Raw genomic sequence first — 18,862 nt, forward strand, 5'->3', positions numbered from 1 at the left:
TCGAAAGTCCACGACGCCTCCAAGCGCCGCGACCGTCTTGTTTTTTCAGACTTCACCGAACGAAGCCCGATCTTAGCGGGCGACATTGTCGGTAGTTTGTGCGGTTTTGGCAATTTGTCTTTGGTTAGTCGTTGCTGGTAGCGCTGTCAACGTTCCTTTGTTTGCAGGACTGACTGTGTTAAGAGCAGCAAATGGGTCGAAAACGCACCAAGTCAGGCAAAATCCGGCTGGCCGAAGTGGCCGAGCTCGCCGGCGTCAGCCCGATTACCGCGTCCCGCTTCTTCCGCAATCCGGAGGCTCTGTCCGTCGCCAAGCGGACACGGGTTGAGAGTGCCGCGAAGGAGCTCGGCTATGTGCCCAACCTTGCGGCCCGCGCGCTGGCCTCGCAACGCACCGAAGTCATCGGTGTATTGATCCCCTCCCTCACGAATAACGTGTTCTCGGATGTGCTGCGCGGCATCTATGATGCATCCGAAGGCAGCCGTTACTCGATCCAGTTGTCCAACACACGCTACAGCATTCTCCAGGAAGAGAAGCTGCTGCGTCTGTTTCTGGCGCAGAAACCCGCCGGGCTGATCGTCACTGGCATCGACCAGACAGCCGAGTCCCGCGCGATGCTGGAGGCCGCAGACTGCCCGATCGTGCAGATCATGGAGATCGGTCCGGATCCGGTCGACATGATGATCGGCTTTTCACACTACGATGCGGCCCGCGCCGCGATAGCGCACCTGTTCGAACAAGGCCACCGCAAGATCGGCTTCGTCGGCGCACGCATGGATCCCAGAGTGCAGCGGCGCCTCGACGGATATGTCTCGGCGATGAAGGACGCCGGACTGTTCGATCAGCGTCTCGTGGTCACGACGGCGACGCCAACCTCCGTGACGCTCGGCGGCGCGCTGTTCACCGATCTTCTGGCGCGCGAGCCCGACATAGACGCGGTGTTCTGCGCCAACGACGACCTCGCGCTCGGCGTCCTGTTCGAATGCCGGCGCCGGGAGATCGAGGTCCCCGAGCAGATCGCGATCGTCGGCTTCAACGACCTCGAATTCATGGCCTCCGCCGTCCCCACTCTCACCAGCGTCCGCACCAACCGCTACGAGATGGGGAAGACGGCCGCCACCATGCTGATCAACGCCATCGAAGGGCGGCGGCCGGAGCAGGCGGTGCTCGATCTCGGCTTCAAGGTGATCGAGCGGCAAAGCTCGTCAGCACGACGTGCGGACAGCAGGCCGGCCACTTCCGCCGCGGGCGCAGCGAACAAAATGATAGCGTTACCAAGTAGCCACGACTAGTATTGCACTTATGAGGAAACGACCCCGCCAGCGGGACGGCAGATCATCGCTCGCGCCGTTGGGCATCGCACATGCCGCTACCGTGAGACGGACGCCGGTGCGTTTGCATTGCAGGAGAAACCAATGACAAAGAAGCCAACCAATGGGCATGCCGCCGGCAGCAACGGCTCCCGCCGCCATCTTCGCTCGCAAGAATGGTTCAACAACCCGCACAATCCGGGCATGACGGCGCTCTATATGGAGCGTTACCTGAACTACGGCCTCACCCGCGCCGAGCTGCAGTCCGGCAAGCCGATCATCGGCATCGCCCAGACCGGCAACGACCTCTCTCCCTGCAACCGCCACCACATCGAGCTTGCCCATCGCGTCCGTGAGGGCATCCGCGAAGCCGGCGGCATTGCGATGGAATTCCCGACCCATCCGATCCAGGAGACCGGCAAGCGCCCGACCGCGGCGCTCGACCGAAACCTCGCCTATCTCGGCCTCGTCGAAATCCTCTACGGCTATCCGCTCGACGGCGTGGTGCTGACCACCGGCTGCGACAAGACCACCCCGGCCTGCATGATGGCGGCGGCCACCGTGAACCTGCCCGCGATCGTGCTGTCGGGCGGACCGATGCTGAACGGCTGGCATGCCGGCGAGCGTACCGGCTCCGGCACCATCGTCTGGAAGTCGCGCGAGCGGCTTGCCGCCGGCGAGATCGACTATGAAGAGTTCATGGAGATCGTGGCTTCCTCGGCGCCCTCGGTCGGCCATTGTAACACGATGGGCACGGCCTCGACCATGAACGGGCTTGCCGAAGCGCTCGGCTTCTCCCTGCCCGGCTGTGCGGCAATCCCCGCACCCTATCGCGAGCGCGGCCAGATCGCCTACGAGACGGGCAAGCGCATCGTCGAGATGGTCTGGGAGGATCTGAAGCCTTCGGACATCCTGACCCGCAAGGCGTTCGAGAATTGCATCGTGATCAATTCCGCGATCGGCGGCTCGACCAATGCGCCGATCCACATCAATGCGCTGGCCCGCCATATCGGCGTCGAGCTTTCGATCGAGGACTGGCAGAAGGTCGGCCATGACGTGCCGCTGCTCGTCAACATGCAGCCGGCAGGCTTCTATCTCGGCGAGGAATTCCACCGCGCCGGTGGCGTGCCGGCCGTGGTGCGCGAGCTGATGAAGCACAAGCGGATCCACGAGGATGCAGTCACGGTCAACGGCCGCGGCATCGGCGAGAATTGCAGGAATGCGCCCGCGCCTGATAACGACGTGATCTGGGCCTACGACAAGCCGCTGGTGAAGGACGCCGGCTTCCTGGTGCTGAAGGGCAATCTGTTCGATTCCGCGATCATGAAGACCAGCGTAATCTCCAAGGAGTTCCGCGACCGCTACCTCAGCAATCCGAAGGACCCGAACGCCTTCGAAGGCCGCGCCATCGTGTTCGAAGGACCTGAGGACTATCACGAGCGGATCGATGACCCCGCGCTCGACATCGACGAGCACTGCGTGCTGTTCATCCGCGGCACCGGTCCGATCGGCTACCCCGGCGGCGCCGAGGTCGTGAACATGCAGCCGCCGGCAGCATTGATCAAACGCGGCATCCTGTCCCTGCCCTGCATCGGTGACGGCCGCCAGTCCGGCACCTCGGGCTCGCCCTCGATCCTCAATGCTTCGCCGGAAGCCGCCGCCAATGGCGGTCTCGCGATCCTCAAGACCGGCGACACGGTGCGGATCGATCTCAACAAGGGCAGTGCCAACATCCTGATCTCGGACGAGGAGCTGAAGAAGCGGCATGCCGAGCTCAAGGCCAGTGGCGGCTTCAAGCACCCGCCGAACCAGACGCCGTGGCAGGAGATCTACCGCAACACCGTCGGCCAGCAATCGACCGGCGCCTGCATGGAGCTCGCCACCCGCTATCAGAACGTCGCCGGTACGTTTGGCGTGGCGCGGGATAATCACTAGAAGCCACACCGTCATTGCGAGGAGCGAAGCGACGAAGCAATCCAGAGCGCCCTCCGCGGCAAGATTCTGGATTGCTTCGCTTCGCTCGCAATGACGACACAGCCATCAGATTCAGGGTGAGGAGAACAACAAAATGGCAGACCGCCTCAAGGGCAAGCGCGCCGTCGTCACGGCTGCTGCGGCTGGAATCGGGCGCGCCTGCGCCATCGCGTTCGCGCGCGAGGGCGCAACCGTCATCGCCACCGACATCAACGAGGCCGGGATCGCGACCCTGACCAAGGAAGGCATCACTGAAGTCGCCAAGCTCGACGTCCGCAACACCGCCGAGGTCAATGCGTTCGCCAAGCGCGTCGGCAGGATCGACATCCTGCTCAACGCGGCCGGCTTCGTGCACCACGGCACCATCCTGGACTGCTCCGAAGAGGATTTCGACTTCTCGTTCGACCTCAATGTCAAGTCGATGCACCGGACCATCAAGGCGTTCCTGCCGGAGATGCTTGCGGGGGGCGGCGGCAGCATCGTCAACATCTCGTCCTGCGCGGCCTTGAGGCCGCCCGCCAATCGCTACGTCTACAGCGCATCAAAAGCGGCGGTGTCGCTGCTGACGCGTGCGGTCGCGCTCGACTTCATCACCAAGGGCATCCGCTGCAACTCGATCTGTCCCGGCACCGTCGAGACGCCCTCGATGCTCGACCGCGCCGCAGCACAAGGGCCGCAGGGCAAGGAGATGTTCATCTCCCGCCAGAAGATGGGGCGGCTCGGCACCGCCGAGGAGATCGCGGCCATGGCGGTCTATCTCGGCAGCGACGAGAGCGCCTTCACCACCGGCGTCGACCTCGTGGTCGACGGCGGCTACATGCTCTGACCCCAGGGGCACCCGGCATGAACAAGATCGATCTCGACGGCCGCGTCGCCATTGTCACCGGCGGTGCGCAGGGCTTTGGCCGCGCCATCACCGAGCGCTTCGTCGCCTCGGGCGCAAAGGTCGCGATCTGGGACTTCGACTCGACGCTGGCGGAGAAGACGGCAAGCGAAGTCGGTGGCGAGACGAAAGTCTTCAAGGTCGACGTCACCGACACCCAGGCAGTCGATCAGGCCCGCGATGCAACTCTGGCCGCCTTCGGGAAGATCGACATTCTCGTCAACAATGCCGGCATCGCCGGTGTCAACAAGCCGGTCTGGGAGACCGACCTGGAGGAATGGCGCAAGGTGTTGCGCATCAACCTCGACGGCCCGTTCATCGTAAGCAAGGCGATCGTGCCCGTGATGCTCAAGCAGAAATACGGGCGCATCGTGAACATCGCCTCGATCGCCGGCAAGGAAGGTAACCCCAACGCCGCACACTATTCGGCCTCCAAGGCCGGCCTGATCGCGCTGACGAAATCGCTCGGCAAGGAACTGGCGGCACACGACATTCTCGTCAATGCGGTGACGCCGGCGGCGGCAAAGACCGCAATCTTCGACCAGATGACTCAGCAACACATCGATTTCATGCTGTCGAAGATCCCGAAAGGCCGCTTCGTGCTCGTGGAAGAGCTCGCCGCGATGGTCGCCTGGCTCGCATCCGAGGACTGCGCATTCTCGACCGGCGCGGTGTTCGACATTTCGGGTGGGCGCGCAACCTATTAAGGTCATCATGATCCGGGAAGGCGGATGCCTGTGCGGCGCGGTGCGGTTCAAGGCGGAAGGCGAGCCGCTCAACGTCCGCATCTGTCATTGCCGCATCTGCCAGAAGGCGATGGGCTCGCCCTACTTCGCCCGCGCGCAGTTCGATCAGCGCGCGCTCAGCGTCGAGGGTGAGACCGCACGCTACGCCTCCTCCGAGAACATCGACCGCGTGTTCTGCAAGCACTGCGGCACGCGCCTGTTCGCATGGCGGCGCAACGGAACGCTGGCGGGGGTCGCCCTCGCCACTTTCGATGATCGCAATGCTTTCGCCCCGACCGAGCACATCTGGGTGAGCGAGAAGCTCACCTGGGTGAAGGTCGATGACGGATTGGTGCAATATCCGGGAACGATCCCGACATAACGTCAGGTCTGGTGTGAGGCGGACGCGCCTCCCGGCCGATCGCGCCGTCCGGTCGTCGTCGATATCCAGATCCCGGCAAAGACCGCAACGATGCCCGCCGCGAGATTCCAGCGCAGCGGTTCGTTCAGCAGCCAGGCTCCGACCAGCGATGCCGTGATCGGATTGACCGTCACTGAGATCGCGACGCGCGTCGGCGTCGTCCGCTCCAGAGCGAAGGCCCAGAGATGGAAGGTCAGCGCCGCACCGAAGCCGCCGAGATAGAGCGCCGCCAGCCATTGCGGCGCACCGAAGTTCGCGACCGGGGCAAAACTGCCGCGGACGCAGGAGAGCAGGATCAAGCAGGCAGCACCCGCCGCCATGCTGATGGTCGTGAAGGCGATCGAGCTGGAGCGGCGGATCAGCGGTTTCGACCAGATGCCATAGAGCGCCATGCACAGCGCAGCCGCTGTCATCAGGAGATCTCCGCGCCAGGCTCCCGACGGGGCCGAAGTCAGATCGGAGAGAAGCGCCACCGCAACGCCAAACGTCGCGATCACGACACCCACCGACTTGCGCCAGGTCAGGGCTTCGGCGCCGAGAGCGGCCCCGATCACGAGCGACAACAAAGAAAGCGTCGACAACGCAAGCGCGCCACGCGGGGCGGTCGTGAAGATCAGCGAGGCGTTGAACAGGATCGGAAACAGGGCGAAGAATAGAATTCCGAGGCCGACGGCGGCGGCCCAGTCCTCTCGCTTGGGCCAGTGATCGGCGCGCAGCAGCGCGAGAGGCAACAGCAGGAGGAAGCCGATGCCGAAGCGGAACGAGCCGATCGCGAGCGGATCGATGCTCCCGACGAGATAACGCGTGGCACCGATGGAGGTCCCACCCAGCGCGCTCGACAACACCGCAGCAAAAACGCCAAGGATCTCGGCCACGACTCCTCCCCGACGGCTTTGCGGACAGCATAGGAGGCGCGCCGAAACGGGGAATGGAATTTCCGTAATTCCAGGATAAGTTTTCGTCATGACCGCGGCCGACCTCGACCCCGACCTTCTGAAGGCCTTCCTCGCCGTTGCGGAGCATCGGTCGTTCACGCGCGCCGCCACGATCCTCAACCGCACGCAATCGGCGGTGAGTGTCCAGATCAAACGTCTCGAAGACCGGCTGGACGTCAGGCTGTTCCATCGCACGAGGTCGGGCGTGGCACTGAGCGCAGCGGGTCAGGAGCTGCTTGTCTATGCCAAGCGGCTTCTCGACCTCAATGCAGAGGCAGTCGATGCGCTCCGCCCGCGCAGGCGCGAAGCCGTCGTCCGCCTCGGGGCAATGGACGACTACGGTACAATCGTCATTCCACCTTTGCTTGCGTACTTTGCCAGAAGCTATCCGGAGATCCGGGTCGAGATAGATACCGGCTAACCGCCACGATGCCGGCCCGGCTCGGCGAAGCTTATGATCTCGTCATTGCCATGCATCCGGAAGGACACGGCGACGGCGAACTGCTGCGGCGCGAGCGGCCGGTCTGGGCCGCAGGCGCGTCATACCCGGTCGCCGCACCGCACGACATCCTGCCCGTCGCGCTCTATCCGCCGGGCTGCCTGTTCCGGCAATGGGCTATTGAGGCCCTCGATGCGGCCGCCCGGCCGTGGCGCCTTGCCTTCGTCAGCCGGACACTTGCGGCGGTGGTAGCGATCGCGGCACAGGGCCTCGCAATCACGGTCGTGAAGGTGGGCACCCTGCCTCCTCGCCTGCGCGTCCTGCGCGACAGCCTGCCGCCGCTGCCGACCGCGGACATCCGCCTCCATCGCGCGCGTAATCTGTCGCGACCGGCCGCACTGCTGGCGGACCATTTGCAACGGGCAATTTCGGAATTCGGCGCCATATAAGGTAGATCGTAAAGGGTTGCGGCCCTATACGGCCTGCTTTGCAAAGCGCGCGCGCCGAACCGGAACGGATGAGCTGTGAATATATCCTTTTATGACTTGTCGGTATGGGTTCTTCCGCTCGTGCTCGCCATCACCTTCCACGAGGCCGCGCACGCCTTCGTCGCGGACCGGCTGGGCGACAACACGGCCTCGCAGCTCGGCCGCGTCAGCTTCAACCCGATCAAGCATATCGACCCGTTCGGCACCGTGATCCTGCCGGCCATGCTGCTGTTCGCGCATTCACCGTTCCTGTTCGGCTACGCCAAGCCGGTGCCGGTGAACTTCCGTAAGCTGAACAATCCAAGGCTGGACATGGTCTGGGTGGCGCTCGCCGGGCCGGCGACCAACATCCTGTTGGCGCTCGCCACCGCTCTCGCCTTCCATGCCTTGCCCCTGGTGCCCGCGAGCGCGGCGAAATGGGTTGCCGACAACCTCAAGAATGCGCTCATCATCAACGCGGTGCTGGCCGTCTTCAACATGATGCCGATCCCACCGCTCGATGGCGGGCGGGTCGCGGTCGGGCTACTGCCCCGCCCCCTCGCCGTGCCGCTGGCCCGGCTCGAGCCGTTCGGAATGCTAATCCTGATCAGCCTGTTGATCCTGCTGCCGCTTGCAGGTTCCCAGTTCGGTCTAAATCTTGATGTTATTTCCGCAATACTGCGGACGTTGACCGGTTATGTGATTCAGGCTGTTCTCTTCCTGACCGGCAACGCGTAGTTGAACAGCGACACCCGAACACCAGCCGAAGGGCCAGAGGCCGACTTGGTCAAAGCTGCCGATATGCTCATCGCGCGACGCGCCGACACCCGCGCCCGTGCCGATTTTGCCACCTGGAAGATGATGGCGAAGCTCAACGGGTCGTCCGCACTGCCGCCGGAGGCCCAGGAGTTCCTCGCCAGCTACAAGAACCTGCTGGCGCAAATGAGCGAGGGCGAAGCCACCGAGGCCACCATCGGAGCGATCTACAAGGCCTATTATGCCGAAATGGGCGGCGCAGGAACCCCACCGGACGTCCGCCCACGCCCACCCGAAACGGCGGCGGACAACGTTACCGCATTCCGCCGCCCGGCGCCGAAGCAGAAGAAGTCCGCCTCCTTCGCAGCATCGGCATTCGCCGGCCCCCAGAAACGGCCCCTTCCGGTGGCGCTGATCTTCGCCTGTCTGGTGGTGGTCTACGTCGGAATTCGGCTCTACTGGCGCTGAGTCCTCCTTTTCTTCTTCGCGTCCGGCGGGGTGAAGATGATGTCGACGGTACGTTCGAACCGGTCGTCGGTCAGTCCGGCAGGCGGCTGCGGAATGGGGTCCGACTTGCGGACGATCGATATCGCTGCCGCATCGTAGGCCGCGTCCCCCGACGATTCCACGACATCCACTGAAAGCACGTTGCCCTTCCGGTTGATGGCGAAGCTCACCTTGACCTTCTGGTTGTTGGGCACCTTGCCTTCAGGATTGACCTTGTGCAGCGTGAGATGCGCGCTGATCTTGCGGTTCCAGTCGGCCGTCAGCTTCAGGATGTCCTTGCCGATACCGATGACAGGCGCCATCGCCTTCTCGGCCTCGCGCGCGTCCTCCTCCAGCGTCTGACGAGCGGTCGCCACCGATTTCGGCGACGCTTCAGCGGCCGGAGTCTCGACCGCCTGAATCTTCGGATCGTCTTCGCTCGGCTTCTTCGCGTCGTTCTCGGTCACGACGCGGTCGGGATCCTCGACCTCCTGTGCCTGATCCTTCGGAAGCTCCGTTTCCTTGGTCTCGGCCTTCTGCTCGGGAAGCGCCTGCTGCTCCTGCATGGCCTCGCTGTCTGGCCCGGGTGGAAGGTCGGTTTCGGGCGCCTTTGGCGACGCCATCTCCACGGCGAACTCGGCGCCGACCGCACCAAGGCCGTCGCCGTCGTCATCGACGCGCAAGTGAGCCAGCGCGAGCGCTGCCCCACCCAGATGCAGCGCGAGCGCCGCCATGGCCGCCAAGATCCATAGCTTCCGGGATGGTCTGAGTTCGTCCGACATGACTGGCCCTTAAGGCTGAGCGGGGCCTGCCGCGGGCGCCCCTGGAGCACCTTCCAGCGCGACCAGCTTCACCCGCGTATAGCCGCCCGAGCGCAAGAGCTCCATGACTCCCATCAACTCGCCATACGGCACCGAACGATCGGCGCGCAGGAAGACATACTTGTCCTTGCTCATGTCTGACAGGCCGTCGAGCGTCCCTATCAACTCGGCCCGGTGAACCGGGTTCTCTCCGATCGCGAGCGTCAGATCGGGCTTGATGCTGAGATAAGTCGGCTTGTCCGGCTTCTTCTGCGGCGTCGCGCTCGATGTCGGCAGATCGATCGGCAGGTCGACGGTCGAGAGCGGCGCTGCGACCATGAAAATGATCAGCAGCACCAGCATGACGTCGATGAACGGCGTGACATTGATGTCATGCGTTTCCGAGAAATCGTCGTCTTCGCCGTCGTTGTCTGCGAGCGAAACACCCATGGCTCACTCCGCCGCGCGCGAATGCACACTGCCGTGGCTGCGGTCGAGATCGCGCGAGAGCAGCCGCCCCGCCGCGCCCGAGGCGCGGCTGACGAGCTCGAGATAGCCCTTCGTCACGCGCGAAAAGTGATTGTAGATGATGACTGCGGGAATCGCAGCGACGAGGCCGATCGCGGTGGCGAGCAGCGCCTCGGCGATGCCGGGCGCGACGACGGCAAGGTTCGTGGTCTGCGACTTCGAGATGCCGATGAAGCTGTTCATGATGCCCCAGACCGTGCCGAAGAGGCCGACGAAGGGCGACGTGGAGCCGATCGTGGCGAGCACGCCCATGCCGATCCGGATGCGGCGCTGTTCCGCACGCACGATCTCGGAAAAGCTGGATGCAGCGCGCTCCTTGATGCCGGCATCGCTGGACAGGCCGGCCGACATCCGCGCCTCGCGCAGGGCCGCCGCCAGGAAGGACGGCAGGATGCCCTCCTTGGCACCGAGCGCCATCTGCGCTTCGGAGAGGGAGCGCGCGTCCCCAATCTTCTTCAGGGCCGAACGAAGTTTGGTGGAAGCGACCGACAGCTCGATCGACTTTGCGATGAAGACGGTCCAGGTCATGAGCGACGCGAAGGCGAGCCCGATCATCACCGCCTTCACGATGATGTCCGCCGACATGAACATCATCCAGGGCGACAATTCCTTCATGGCAGGCGCAACGCCGGCCGCGGACTCGGACTTTGCCGGCGCCGGCGTTGTGACCACGGGCGGTGCGGCCGAGGCCGCGGGCGCAGTTTCCGAGCGGGCAACTGCCGAGGGGGCAGCTGCCGGAGCCGGGCTGGCCGCAGGCGGCGCAGCCGTTTGCTGCGTCGCCGGCGACGGCGGGGTCTGTGTCTGGGCAGAAACAGGGGATGCGAGCCAGGCGACCGCCAGCATCGCAGCGGCGGCCAGGCTTGCTCTTGAGGTCATGGTCTTCATACTTCGGCCCAGTAGCGAATGAGGTTGTGATAGATACCCGTCAATTTGACCGTTTCGGGATCGTCACGCCCGAGCCGTTCCACCAGCGCCTGTATCGCGGTGTCGAGGTCGAAGATCATGCTCCGGGCTTGATCGTCCCGTATCATGCTCTGCAGCCAGAAGAAAGACGCAACCCGCGTTCCCCTCGTCACGGGAGTGACGAGATGAAGGCTGGTCGAGGGATAGAGCACGCAGTCACCGGCTGGCAACTTGACCTCGTGCGAGCCGTAAGTGTCCTCGATCACAAGTTCGCCACCGTCGTACTCTTCCGGCTCGGCGAGGAACAGCGTAACCGACAGGTCTGTGCGGATGCGAAGGCCGGTCAGACGGTCGCCGCGAATAGCATTGTCGACGTGCAGGCCGAAATGATGGCCGCTACTCGCCGCATAGCGGTTGAACAGCGGCGGAAAGATCTGGAGCGGGATCGCCGCCGCAATGAAGCGCGGGTTCGAGGTCAGTGCCGAGATGATGCGGTTGCCCAGCTTGCGCGCGACCTCGCCGTCCGCAGGCAATTGCTCGTTGCGCTTGACCATCGCCGACTGCGCGCCGGCGGTGGAGCGGCCGTCCTCCCATTCGCTGGCGTCCATGATGCGGCGGAAATCCGCCACATCATCCTTGCTGAGAACGCCAGGTAGGCAGGTCAACATGATCAGAACTTCGCTGTCGTTACGACGTAGAATGCCCGTCCCGGCGCAACCGCCACGAACGGCACGTTGCTGCGATAGAACGAGTCGTAATAGAGCTTGTTGGTGAGGTTCTGCGCGTAGAACTTCATCGTCCAGTTCTGGTCGATCTTCTTCTCGACGAACGCGTCGAAGCGCCAGTAGCTCGGCAGCTCGTTGGTGTTGGCCGCGAACGTGCCGCCATAGACTTTTGAGCGGTAGACCGCCTGCCCGCCGAGCTCCCACCCCCCGTCGAACTTGTACTTGGTCAGCATGCTGAACGACTGGTGAGCGATGTTGGCAAGTTGCAAGCCTATATTCGAAGCGACGCCGCTCTGCGTGACCTTGGACTGCATCAGCACCAGGCCGCCAAAGATGCTCCAGCGATCGGTGATCTTGCCCTCGGCTTCGATGTCGATGCCCTGGATCCTGTAGGCAGCGCCCGACGTCAACAAGCCGTTGACGGTCTCGCGCGCATTGTCCTTGGTGGTCTGGAACAATGCACCGGTCACGAGCAGGTGGCGGTCAGCGAGCTCCCATTTGGTGCCGAGTTCGATCGCCTTGTTGCGCTCGGGCCCGAGCAGGACGGCCGTGTTGGGCGGAACGCCGCCGTAGTCGGTACCGGTCGCATCAAGCTCCGATCCGAACGGATTCGCCGAGGTCGCATAGGCCGCATAAAGGCTGCCGATCGGCATCGGCTTGTAGACGGCACCGACGTTGTAATTCACCAGATCGGCATTCTGCTTCAGATAAGCCGCGTTGGTGGACGAACTCTGGCTGTAGCCGTCGTAACGCACGCCGCCATTGACGATGATTGTGTCCTGCCAGTTCGCAGTGTCCATGACATAGACGCTGGTGGTGTTGACGCCATAGCGCGTCGGATTTCCGGTCAGCGACGGCGTGCCGAAAGGAATGTTGGTATACTGGGGTGAATAGAGATTGACGTTCTGGACAGCGCCGTTGCTGGTGAAAGCGGAGCCGGACAGTTCCGACGCCAAGCCCGCGTAGCGGTCGATTGAGACGTTCTCGTTCGAATACTCGACGCCGAACACGGCGGTGTGCTTGACCCCGCCGGTGTCGAGCTTGAACGTGGCCTCGTTCTGGTTGGCCCATACGTCCACGGTCTGATAGCGGCTCTGCGCGCTCGCCGTGGTCGTCCAGAGCAGCGGATTGGGATTGGTGGTATTCGGGTTCTGCGGCAGCGTGCCGATGTAGTTGAGCAGCGAGTGCTCGCCGCGCACCTTGCTGGTCAGCGTGATGGCTTCGTTGACCTTGTACTCAATCGTTCCGGTGCCGAAATCCTGCCGCGCCGTCTGGAAATCGCGATTAAGAAAGCCGTACCAGTTCTCGCGCGGAATGCCCGCCGAGGTCACCGGAACGTTGCCCTGCTTGTAATAAGGCACGCCGAAATCGGGATAACCGCTGAGATCGGTATGGACGTAGTTCGTCGTGATCTTGATGTCGCTGGTCGGGGTGTACTTGGTCGAGATGAAGCTGCCCCAGCGATTGTCGGTGACGTAGTTGCGTCCGGCGACGTTGGCGTCCTGGAACAGGCCGCCGGTGCGCACCGAGAAGGTGGGATCGATCACCTGGTTCACGTCCAGGGTGACGCGCTTGGTCTGATCGGTGCCGAACTCGGTGTCCATGCGCTTGAAATTGACGTCGCCGGCCTGCTTGGTGACGATGTTGATGGCGCCGCCGGCGGTGCCGCGGCCCGCATAGGAAGATGCCGGTCCGCGCAGAATCTCGATCTGCTCGGTGAAGAAGTTCTCGCGGATGGACACGGCGGGATCGCGGATGCCGTCGATGAAGACGTCATTGCGTGCATCGAAGCCGCGGATGAAGAAGCGATCGCCGAACGCGTTGCCGCCCTCGCCCGAGCCGAGCGTCACGCCGGCGGTCGAGCGTCCGATCTCCTTCAGCGTCGTCGCGTTCTTGTCCTCGAGCACTTCCTTGCTGAGCACGGTGATGCTCTTGGGCGTGTTCAGCATCTTCTCGGGAAACTTGCCCGAGGCCTGGACGTGGTCGACCTTGTAGGGCGCCGCCGGATCGGCATAGGGATTGCCGTCGGGCGCGCCCGAGGGCGTGGCGGGAGCCGTCTGCTGCGCCTGCTGGCGCTGCGCGGCGCGGCGAAGCGCGTTGCGGGCACGGATCTGCTCAGGCGAGGGCCTCGAGGCCGTCGGACGCGGGCGCTCGACCGGAGCATCGACCGTCACCGGCGGCAGGTCCGATTGCTGCGCCTGCGCGCCGCTTGAAACCGACGCCACCGCGATCAAGCTCGCGACTGCCGATACCTTTTTGCCGGAAACGCCTACGAACCTCTCATCCAACGAATCGAATGCTGCGACCGAACGCAACGATTTCGGTGCGACCACCTGCCCCATTACCAAACGCCCCATATTCCTGTTCGCTCATTCACTTCGAACGAACGATGGGCTGTTGGTATCGGCCACAAAATAGCGGGTCAATGCGAGCCGTTCGCGAGAACCCTTGAATCAATCCAGATCAAAACGATTCTAATCTGCAGTTTGAAATCGTTCTAAACGAACATTGGATTCGCTCTAGAGAGGCAACGCAAACCAATCGTTGCACTCTCAGTCGCTGCTCGGCGGCTTCATCAGCGAGAACAATTCGTCGACGGTTTTCTGCGCGACGGCGCGCACGCGATCGGTGTTGTCCATGCCGGCGATGTGGACGCCGTTCACGACGGCTTTGATCTCATCACGAAAATCGGTGAGGAAGCGCAAGGGATCGCGCTGCTCGTTTGCGACACGCGCGATCAACCCCGTGATCAGAATCTGGCACGCGATCAGCTTGCCGTTCAGCTCGTCCATCCTGCGCTCCATTCATCGCGGCGCCGATATGGACGATGCTGAAATCCCTGACAACCGCAGCGGCCCCTATCCGACTTAGAACCGTTCTTGCTGGGTAATCCGAACCATAGCTCAGCGTGGAGTAGTCCGCCGAGTACGCCGCTGCGGCGCTGTGCAAACTTGGCGCGCCGACCGGCTCGTGGCCTGGAGAAATGCCCCACTGCACACCGACGCGCCAGACGCTGCCCAACGGGTGCAAAGCTTTCCAATTGTTTAGGATTTCTCAAGCGATAGTGCTGTTTACACTGAAACTTGGCGTGTATTATACATCACCATGGAACTCCACGATTGCCCCATTAATTCATAGCTGAGGGCACGAGCCGACACGAGACGCGATGAAAAAGTCCCGGCCGATCCTCTGGCTTCTGATCATCGCGGCCGTGGCCTCCGCGGGTTATTATGCTTGGCAGAAGTTTGGCTCGTCCCAGGCTGGAAAAACCCAGGCTGCGGAGAAGGGCGCCCCTCGCCCGTCCGCTGTCCCCGTCAGCGTCGCAGCGGTGCAGAAGACCGACTTCCCAGTCTACCTGACCGGTCTGGGCACGGTTCAGGGCTTCAACACCGTCCAGGTCCGCAGCCGGGTCGACGGCCAGATCATCAAGCTCGAGTTCAAGGAGGGCCAGATCGTCAAGCAGGGTGAGCTTCTGGTCTCGATCGATCCTCGTCCCTATCAAGCCGCGCTTGACCAGGCGAAGGCCAAGAAGGCACAGGACGAGGCTAGCCTCGCCAACGCCAATCTCGAGCTGCAGCGAGCCATGAGGCTCGGCGAGTTTGCGACCGCACAGCGCGTGGATACCCAGCGCTCGACAGTCGCCCAGCTCACGGCTCAAATCGCCGCCGACGAAGCCGCAATCGCCAACGCCCAGACCCAGCTCGATTACACTCAGATCAAGGCACCGATCACCGGTATCGCCGGCCTGCGTCAGGTCGACATCGGCAATATCGTGAACGCCTCGACGCAGACGGGCATCGTCACGATCTCGCAGGTCGAGCCGATCTCGGTCATCTTCACGGCGCCGCAAGACCAGCTCCCCTATATCAGCGAAGGCCAGAAAGCCGGCGCGCTCAAGGTGATCGCCTTCACCACGGACGGTAAGAATATGCTCGCCGAGGGTAAGCTTGCGGTCATCAACAATCAGGTCGACACAACCAGCGGGACGATCCGGCTCAAGGCGGTGTTCGACAATAAGGACCACGTATTGTGGCCCGGCCAGTCGGTCTCGACGCGCCTGCTGGTGCGAACGCTGAAGGATGCGACCGTGGTTCCGGATGAAGCGGTCCAGCGCTCCACCAACGGCCTCTACGCGTACAGCGTCAATCAGGACAACAAGGCCGAACTGCACAAGATCAAGGTCAGCTATGCCATGGCTGGCCAGTCTGTCATCGAGGAAGGCTTGAGTCCGGGCCAGCAGGTCATCGTCGGCGGTCAGTTCAAGGTCCAACCCGGAAGTCTCGTCTCGACGACGGTGGCAAGCTCGGATCGGGCCGAGAGCAAGGTACGACAGGAATGATGGGCGGCGGGATTTCGGCACCTTTCATCCGCTATCCCATCGGCACCTCGCTGCTGATGGCCGGCATTCTGTTCGTTGGCCTTGTCGCCTATCCGCTGCTACCGGTCGCACCGCTGCCGCAAGTGGACTTTCCGACCATCCAGGTCACCGCCAACCTGCCCGGCGGCAGCCCCGAGACGATGGCTTCGTCCGTGGCGCAGCCGCTCGAACGGCAATTCGCGCAGATTCCCGGCATCGCGCAAATGACCTCGACGAGCTATCTGGGAACCGCGTCGATCACCATCCAGTTCGACCTCAACCGTAGCATCGACGCTGCTGCCAACGACGTGCAGAGTGCAATCAACGCCGCTGGCGGCCAGTTGCCGAAGAACCTGCCCTCGCCCCCGACCTACCGCAAGGTCAACCCGGCGGACGCGCCGATTCTGATCCTGTCCGCGACGTCGGACACGCTCCCGCTCACCACTGTCAGCGACACCGCCGATACCCAGCTTGCTCAGCAGATCAGTCAGATTTCTGGCGTCGCACAGGTCTTCATCGGCGGTCAGCAGAAGCCGGCGATCCGCATCCAAATCGATCCGGCCAAGCTCGTCGCCAAGGGCCTGTCGCTGGAGGACGTGCGCAGTCAGATCGCGATCACCACAGTCGACAGTCCGAAGGGCAACATCGACGGGGAGCGGCGCGCTTACACGATCTACGCCAATGACCAGTTGACGGACGCCAAGGAGTGGAACGACGTCATTGTCGCCTACCGCAACGGCGGACCATTGAGGATCCGGGACATCGGGCAGGCGATCAGAGGTCCTGAGGACGCAAAGCAGGCCGCCTGGGCCAACGGGAAGCGCGGCGTATTCCTCGTCGTGTTCAAGCAGCCAGGCGCCAACGTCATCGAGACTGTCGACCGCATCAAGGCAACGCTGCCGCGCCTGGTCGCCGCAATTCCGAGCGCCATCAAGGTCGAATTGATGAGCGATCGTACGCAAACGATCCGCGCTTCGGTAGATGACGTGCAGTTCACTCTGCTGCTCACCGTCTTCCTCGTGGTGATGGTGATCTTCATCTTCTTGCGCAGTTTCTGGGCGACGGTGATCCCGGCAGTGACCGTGCCGCTCGCCCTGCTCGGCGCTTGCGCCATGATGTGGGTTGCGGGCTACACGCTCGACAATCTTTCGCTTATGGCCCTCACAATCGCGGTCGGGTTTGTCGTCGACGACGCCATCGTCATGCTCGAAAACATATCGCGCTACGTCGAGCAGGGCGAATCGCCCATGGCCGCAGCCTACCGGGGCGCGAAGGAAATCGGCTTCACGATCGTCTCCATCAGCATCTCGCTGGTTGCGGTGCTGATCCCGCTGCTCTTGATGGGCGGCATCATCGGGCGACTGTTCCGAGAATTTGCGGTCGTGCTGGCGATGACGATATTCGTGTCGATGTTCGTCTCCCTCACGCTAACCCCCATGATGGCTTCTCGCTTCCTGCGCGCGCATGGCGAAGTCAAGCACGGCCGGATCTTCCAGTGGAGCGAACGCGGGTTCGAGGCGCTGTTGCGCGGTTACGCTTACGTGCTTGACATCGCGCTGAGCTGGAGGCGCACCACGCTTGCCGTCTTCTTTGCGACACTCGCGCTGTCGATCTATCTCTTCGTCCTGATCCCCAAGGGCTTCTTCCCGCAGCAGGATAATGGATTGATCACCGCGGCCTCCGAGGCCTCGCAGGACATTTCGTTCAAGGAGATGCAGAGGAAGCAGGAGGCGCTCGGCCAGATCGTCCTGTCCGATCCCGATGTTGCGGCGGTTGCCAGCGTGATCGGCGGCAGTGGCCGCGCCGGCAACAACGGCGCCCTGTATATCACCCTGAAGCCACGCAACGAGCGCGAGGCCTCGGCACAACAGATCATCGCGCGGCTTCGTCCGCAGTTCGACAAGGTCGAGGGCGCCCGCCTCTACATGCAGGCGTCCCAGGACGTCCGCCTCGGCGGCCGACCAACGCGCACGCAGTTCGAGTTCACCTTGCAGGATGCGGATCTCGCTGAGCTCAACGAGTGGGCGCCGAAGATCCTCGCCAAGATGCAAACGCTGCCCGAGTTGCGCGATGTCGCCAGCGACCAGCAGACGCAGGGCACGACGGTCCAGCTCAAGATCAACCGCGACACCGCCGCCCGCTACGGCATTCAGCCCCAGTTGATTGACGACACGCTCTATGACGCCTTCGGACAGCGGCAGGTCACGCAGTATTTCACCCAGCTCAACACCTACAAGGTGATCCTGGAGGTCCTCCCGGAACTGCAGGGTGATCTCGAGACGCTGAACAAGTTGTATCTGAAATCGCCGCTGACGGGCGATCAGGTGCCACTGTCCACCTTCGCGACCTGGACCACAGACCCGGTCCGCCCGCTCTCGATCAGCCACCAGGGCCAGTTCCCGTCGATTACGATCAGCTTCAATCTCGCCCAGGGCGTTGCGCTCGGCCAGGCAACCGAGGCCGTGCAGCGCGCGATGGCCGAGCTCGGCGCGCCGCCGACGCTGAACTCGAGCTTCCAGGGTACCGCTCAGGCGTTCCAGCAGTCGCTCGGCACCGTGCCCCTGTTGATCCTCGCCGCGCTCGTCGTGGTCTATCTGATCCTCGGCATTCTCTACGAGAGCTACATCCATCCGATCACGATTCTCTCGACACTGCCCTCAGCCGGCGTCGGTGCGCTCGCGATCCTGATGGCGGCGGGCTTTGACTTCAGCCTGATCGCGCTGATCGGCATCATCCTGCTGATCGGCATCGTGAAGAAGAACGGCATCATGATGGTCGACTTTGCGATTGCCGCAGAACGCGACGAGCACAAGACGCCGGAGGAATCGATCCGCCAGGCCGCGCTGCTGCGTTTCCGCCCGATCATGATGACGACGATGGCCGCGCTTCTGGGCGGCGTGCCCTTGATGCTCGGCCACGGCACCGGCGCCGAGATCCGTCAGCCGCTGGGCTATGCCATGGTCGGCGGCCTGATCGTCAGCCAGGCGCTGACGCTGTTCACGACGCCCGTCGTCTATCTCTATCTCGACAAGCTCAATAACTGGTTCTCGACCTGGGGCCGCTCGGGCGACGGCGACGAGACCCTCGAGCACGGCAGCGTCAAGGAAGCCGCCGAGTAAACTTGCGCCGCGCATGCCGCGACGCTACAGCGAG

18 protein-coding genes are annotated in these 18,862 nt (G+C 63.1%); 11 read left to right on the forward strand and 7 right to left on the reverse strand.

The features are described from left to right. Nucleotides 1–191 precede the first annotated feature (191 nt). The 5 genes from gntR to ASG57_RS04240 all read left to right on the forward strand — a co-directional run bounded on the left by gntR (nt 192) and on the right by ASG57_RS04240 (nt 5,274). The gene (gene gntR / locus ASG57_RS04220; RefSeq protein WP_024338247.1) at nt 192–1,292 is read left to right on the forward strand and encodes an HTH-type transcriptional regulator GntR; all 1,101 of its coding nucleotides are present in this window, start codon (nt 192–194) and stop codon (nt 1,290–1,292) included. A 123-nt stretch (nt 1,293–1,415) separates the two neighbouring features. After that, nucleotides 1,416–3,245 (forward strand): IlvD/Edd family dehydratase, encoded by a 1,830-nt coding sequence (locus ASG57_RS04225; RefSeq protein ID WP_024338248.1) that lies wholly within the window; start codon nt 1,416–1,418, stop codon nt 3,243–3,245. Between the two features lie 133 nt (nt 3,246–3,378). Continuing rightward, nucleotides 3,379–4,110, forward strand: a complete 732-nt coding sequence (locus tag ASG57_RS04230; RefSeq protein ID WP_024338249.1) for an SDR family oxidoreductase — start codon at nt 3,379–3,381, stop codon at nt 4,108–4,110. A gap of 17 nt (nt 4,111–4,127) precedes the next feature. Then, a complete protein-coding gene (locus ASG57_RS04235) occupies nt 4,128–4,874 on the forward strand; it encodes an SDR family NAD(P)-dependent oxidoreductase (RefSeq protein ID WP_024338250.1) in 747 nt (248 codons plus the stop codon). A 7-nt stretch (nt 4,875–4,881) separates the two neighbouring features. Next, a complete protein-coding gene (locus tag ASG57_RS04240) occupies nt 4,882–5,274 on the forward strand; it encodes a GFA family protein (RefSeq protein ID WP_024338251.1) in 393 nt (130 codons plus the stop codon). Between the two features lie 2 nt (nt 5,275–5,276). Here the strand turns inward: ASG57_RS04240 and ASG57_RS04245 are convergent, their stop codons facing one another. Further along, nucleotides 5,277–6,188, reverse strand: coding sequence for a DMT family transporter (locus ASG57_RS04245; protein ID WP_024338252.1), 912 nt, complete (start codon nt 6,186–6,188; stop codon nt 5,277–5,279). Nucleotides 6,189–6,276: 88 nt separating this feature from the next. Between ASG57_RS04245 and ASG57_RS39790 the strand changes: the two genes are divergently transcribed. From ASG57_RS39790 to ASG57_RS04260, 4 genes are all read left to right on the forward strand, one after another. After that, a complete protein-coding gene (locus ASG57_RS39790) occupies nt 6,277–6,669 on the forward strand; it encodes a LysR family transcriptional regulator (RefSeq protein ID WP_349509755.1) in 393 nt (130 codons plus the stop codon). An 8-nt stretch (nt 6,670–6,677) separates the two neighbouring features. Beyond that, nucleotides 6,678–7,136, forward strand: a complete 459-nt coding sequence (locus ASG57_RS39795) for a LysR substrate-binding domain-containing protein (protein WP_349509756.1) — start codon at nt 6,678–6,680, stop codon at nt 7,134–7,136. Between the two features lie 75 nt (nt 7,137–7,211). After that, nucleotides 7,212–7,892 (forward strand): site-2 protease family protein, encoded by a 681-nt coding sequence (locus ASG57_RS04255; RefSeq protein ID WP_024338253.1) that lies wholly within the window; start codon nt 7,212–7,214, stop codon nt 7,890–7,892. A 63-nt stretch (nt 7,893–7,955) separates the two neighbouring features. Next, complete coding sequence (locus tag ASG57_RS04260; RefSeq protein ID WP_024338254.1) at nt 7,956–8,378, forward strand: hypothetical protein; 423 nt, start codon at nt 7,956–7,958, stop codon at nt 8,376–8,378. Here ASG57_RS04260 and ASG57_RS04265 read toward each other — a convergent pair. The 6 genes from ASG57_RS04265 to ASG57_RS04290 form a co-directional block, all read right to left on the reverse strand. After that, nucleotides 8,366–9,178: a TonB family protein gene (locus tag ASG57_RS04265; protein WP_024338255.1), complete on the reverse strand. Its 813-nt coding sequence runs from the start codon at nt 9,176–9,178 to the stop codon at nt 8,366–8,368. The genes ASG57_RS04260 and ASG57_RS04265 overlap by 13 nt on opposite strands. A gap of 9 nt (nt 9,179–9,187) precedes the next feature. After that, nucleotides 9,188–9,646 (reverse strand): TonB system transport protein ExbD, encoded by a 459-nt coding sequence (gene exbD / locus ASG57_RS04270; RefSeq protein WP_024338256.1) that lies wholly within the window; start codon nt 9,644–9,646, stop codon nt 9,188–9,190. A gap of 3 nt (nt 9,647–9,649) precedes the next feature. Beyond that, nucleotides 9,650–10,609, reverse strand: coding sequence for a tonB-system energizer ExbB (exbB, locus tag ASG57_RS04275; RefSeq protein ID WP_024338257.1), 960 nt, complete (start codon nt 10,607–10,609; stop codon nt 9,650–9,652). After that, complete coding sequence (locus ASG57_RS04280; protein WP_024338258.1) at nt 10,606–11,295, reverse strand: Fe2+-dependent dioxygenase; 690 nt, start codon at nt 11,293–11,295, stop codon at nt 10,606–10,608. Before ASG57_RS04280 ends, exbB begins: the two co-directional genes overlap by 4 nt. A 2-nt stretch (nt 11,296–11,297) precedes the next feature. Beyond that, nucleotides 11,298–13,694: a TonB-dependent receptor gene (locus ASG57_RS04285; RefSeq protein ID WP_024338259.1), complete on the reverse strand. Its 2,397-nt coding sequence runs from the start codon at nt 13,692–13,694 to the stop codon at nt 11,298–11,300. A gap of 210 nt (nt 13,695–13,904) precedes the next feature. Next, nucleotides 13,905–14,144, reverse strand: coding sequence for a hypothetical protein (locus tag ASG57_RS04290; RefSeq protein WP_024338260.1), 240 nt, complete (start codon nt 14,142–14,144; stop codon nt 13,905–13,907). A 374-nt stretch (nt 14,145–14,518) separates the two neighbouring features. On the opposite strand from ASG57_RS04290, the gene ASG57_RS04295 reads away from it, so the two are divergent. Beyond that, a complete protein-coding gene (locus tag ASG57_RS04295; RefSeq protein WP_024338261.1) occupies nt 14,519–15,691 on the forward strand; it encodes an efflux RND transporter periplasmic adaptor subunit in 1,173 nt (390 codons plus the stop codon). Then, complete coding sequence (locus ASG57_RS04300; RefSeq protein WP_024338262.1) at nt 15,688–18,828, forward strand: multidrug efflux RND transporter permease subunit; 3,141 nt, start codon at nt 15,688–15,690, stop codon at nt 18,826–18,828. Before ASG57_RS04295 ends, ASG57_RS04300 begins: the two co-directional genes overlap by 4 nt. The last annotated feature ends 34 nt before the right edge of the window (nt 18,829–18,862 follow it).

Source organism: Bradyrhizobium sp. Leaf396 (assembly GCF_001424605.1).
GTDB classification, from domain to species: domain Bacteria; phylum Pseudomonadota; class Alphaproteobacteria; order Rhizobiales; family Xanthobacteraceae; genus Bradyrhizobium; species Bradyrhizobium japonicum_C.

What these genes read in the sequence shown, in the direction of transcription:
- gntR (WP_024338247.1), top strand. Translation starts at nt 192, where the DNA reads ATGGGTCGAAAACGCACCAAGTCAGGCAAAATCCGGCTGGCCGAAGTG.
- ASG57_RS04225 (WP_024338248.1), top strand. Translation starts at nt 1,416, where the DNA reads ATGACAAAGAAGCCAACCAATGGGCATGCCGCCGGCAGCAACGGCTCC.
- ASG57_RS04230 (WP_024338249.1), top strand. Translation starts at nt 3,379, where the DNA reads ATGGCAGACCGCCTCAAGGGCAAGCGCGCCGTCGTCACGGCTGCTGCG.
- ASG57_RS04235 (WP_024338250.1), top strand. Translation starts at nt 4,128, where the DNA reads ATGAACAAGATCGATCTCGACGGCCGCGTCGCCATTGTCACCGGCGGT.
- ASG57_RS04240 (WP_024338251.1), top strand. Translation starts at nt 4,882, where the DNA reads ATGATCCGGGAAGGCGGATGCCTGTGCGGCGCGGTGCGGTTCAAGGCG.
- ASG57_RS39790 (WP_349509755.1), top strand. Translation starts at nt 6,277, where the DNA reads ATGACCGCGGCCGACCTCGACCCCGACCTTCTGAAGGCCTTCCTCGCC.
- ASG57_RS39795 (WP_349509756.1), top strand. Translation starts at nt 6,678, where the DNA reads ATGCCGGCCCGGCTCGGCGAAGCTTATGATCTCGTCATTGCCATGCAT.
- ASG57_RS04260 (WP_024338254.1), top strand. Translation starts at nt 7,956, where the DNA reads ATGCTCATCGCGCGACGCGCCGACACCCGCGCCCGTGCCGATTTTGCC.
- ASG57_RS04265 (WP_024338255.1), bottom strand. Translation starts at nt 9,178, where the DNA reads ATGTCGGACGAACTCAGACCATCCCGGAAGCTATGGATCTTGGCGGCC.
- exbD (WP_024338256.1), bottom strand. Translation starts at nt 9,646, where the DNA reads ATGGGTGTTTCGCTCGCAGACAACGACGGCGAAGACGACGATTTCTCG.
- exbB (WP_024338257.1), bottom strand. Translation starts at nt 10,609, where the DNA reads ATGAAGACCATGACCTCAAGAGCAAGCCTGGCCGCCGCTGCGATGCTG.
- ASG57_RS04280 (WP_024338258.1), bottom strand. Translation starts at nt 11,295, where the DNA reads ATGTTGACCTGCCTACCTGGCGTTCTCAGCAAGGATGATGTGGCGGAT.
- ASG57_RS04285 (WP_024338259.1), bottom strand. Translation starts at nt 13,694, where the DNA reads ATGGGGCAGGTGGTCGCACCGAAATCGTTGCGTTCGGTCGCAGCATTC.
- ASG57_RS04290 (WP_024338260.1), bottom strand. Translation starts at nt 14,144, where the DNA reads ATGGACGAGCTGAACGGCAAGCTGATCGCGTGCCAGATTCTGATCACG.
- ASG57_RS04295 (WP_024338261.1), top strand. Translation starts at nt 14,519, where the DNA reads ATGAAAAAGTCCCGGCCGATCCTCTGGCTTCTGATCATCGCGGCCGTG.
- ASG57_RS04300 (WP_024338262.1), top strand. Translation starts at nt 15,688, where the DNA reads ATGATGGGCGGCGGGATTTCGGCACCTTTCATCCGCTATCCCATCGGC.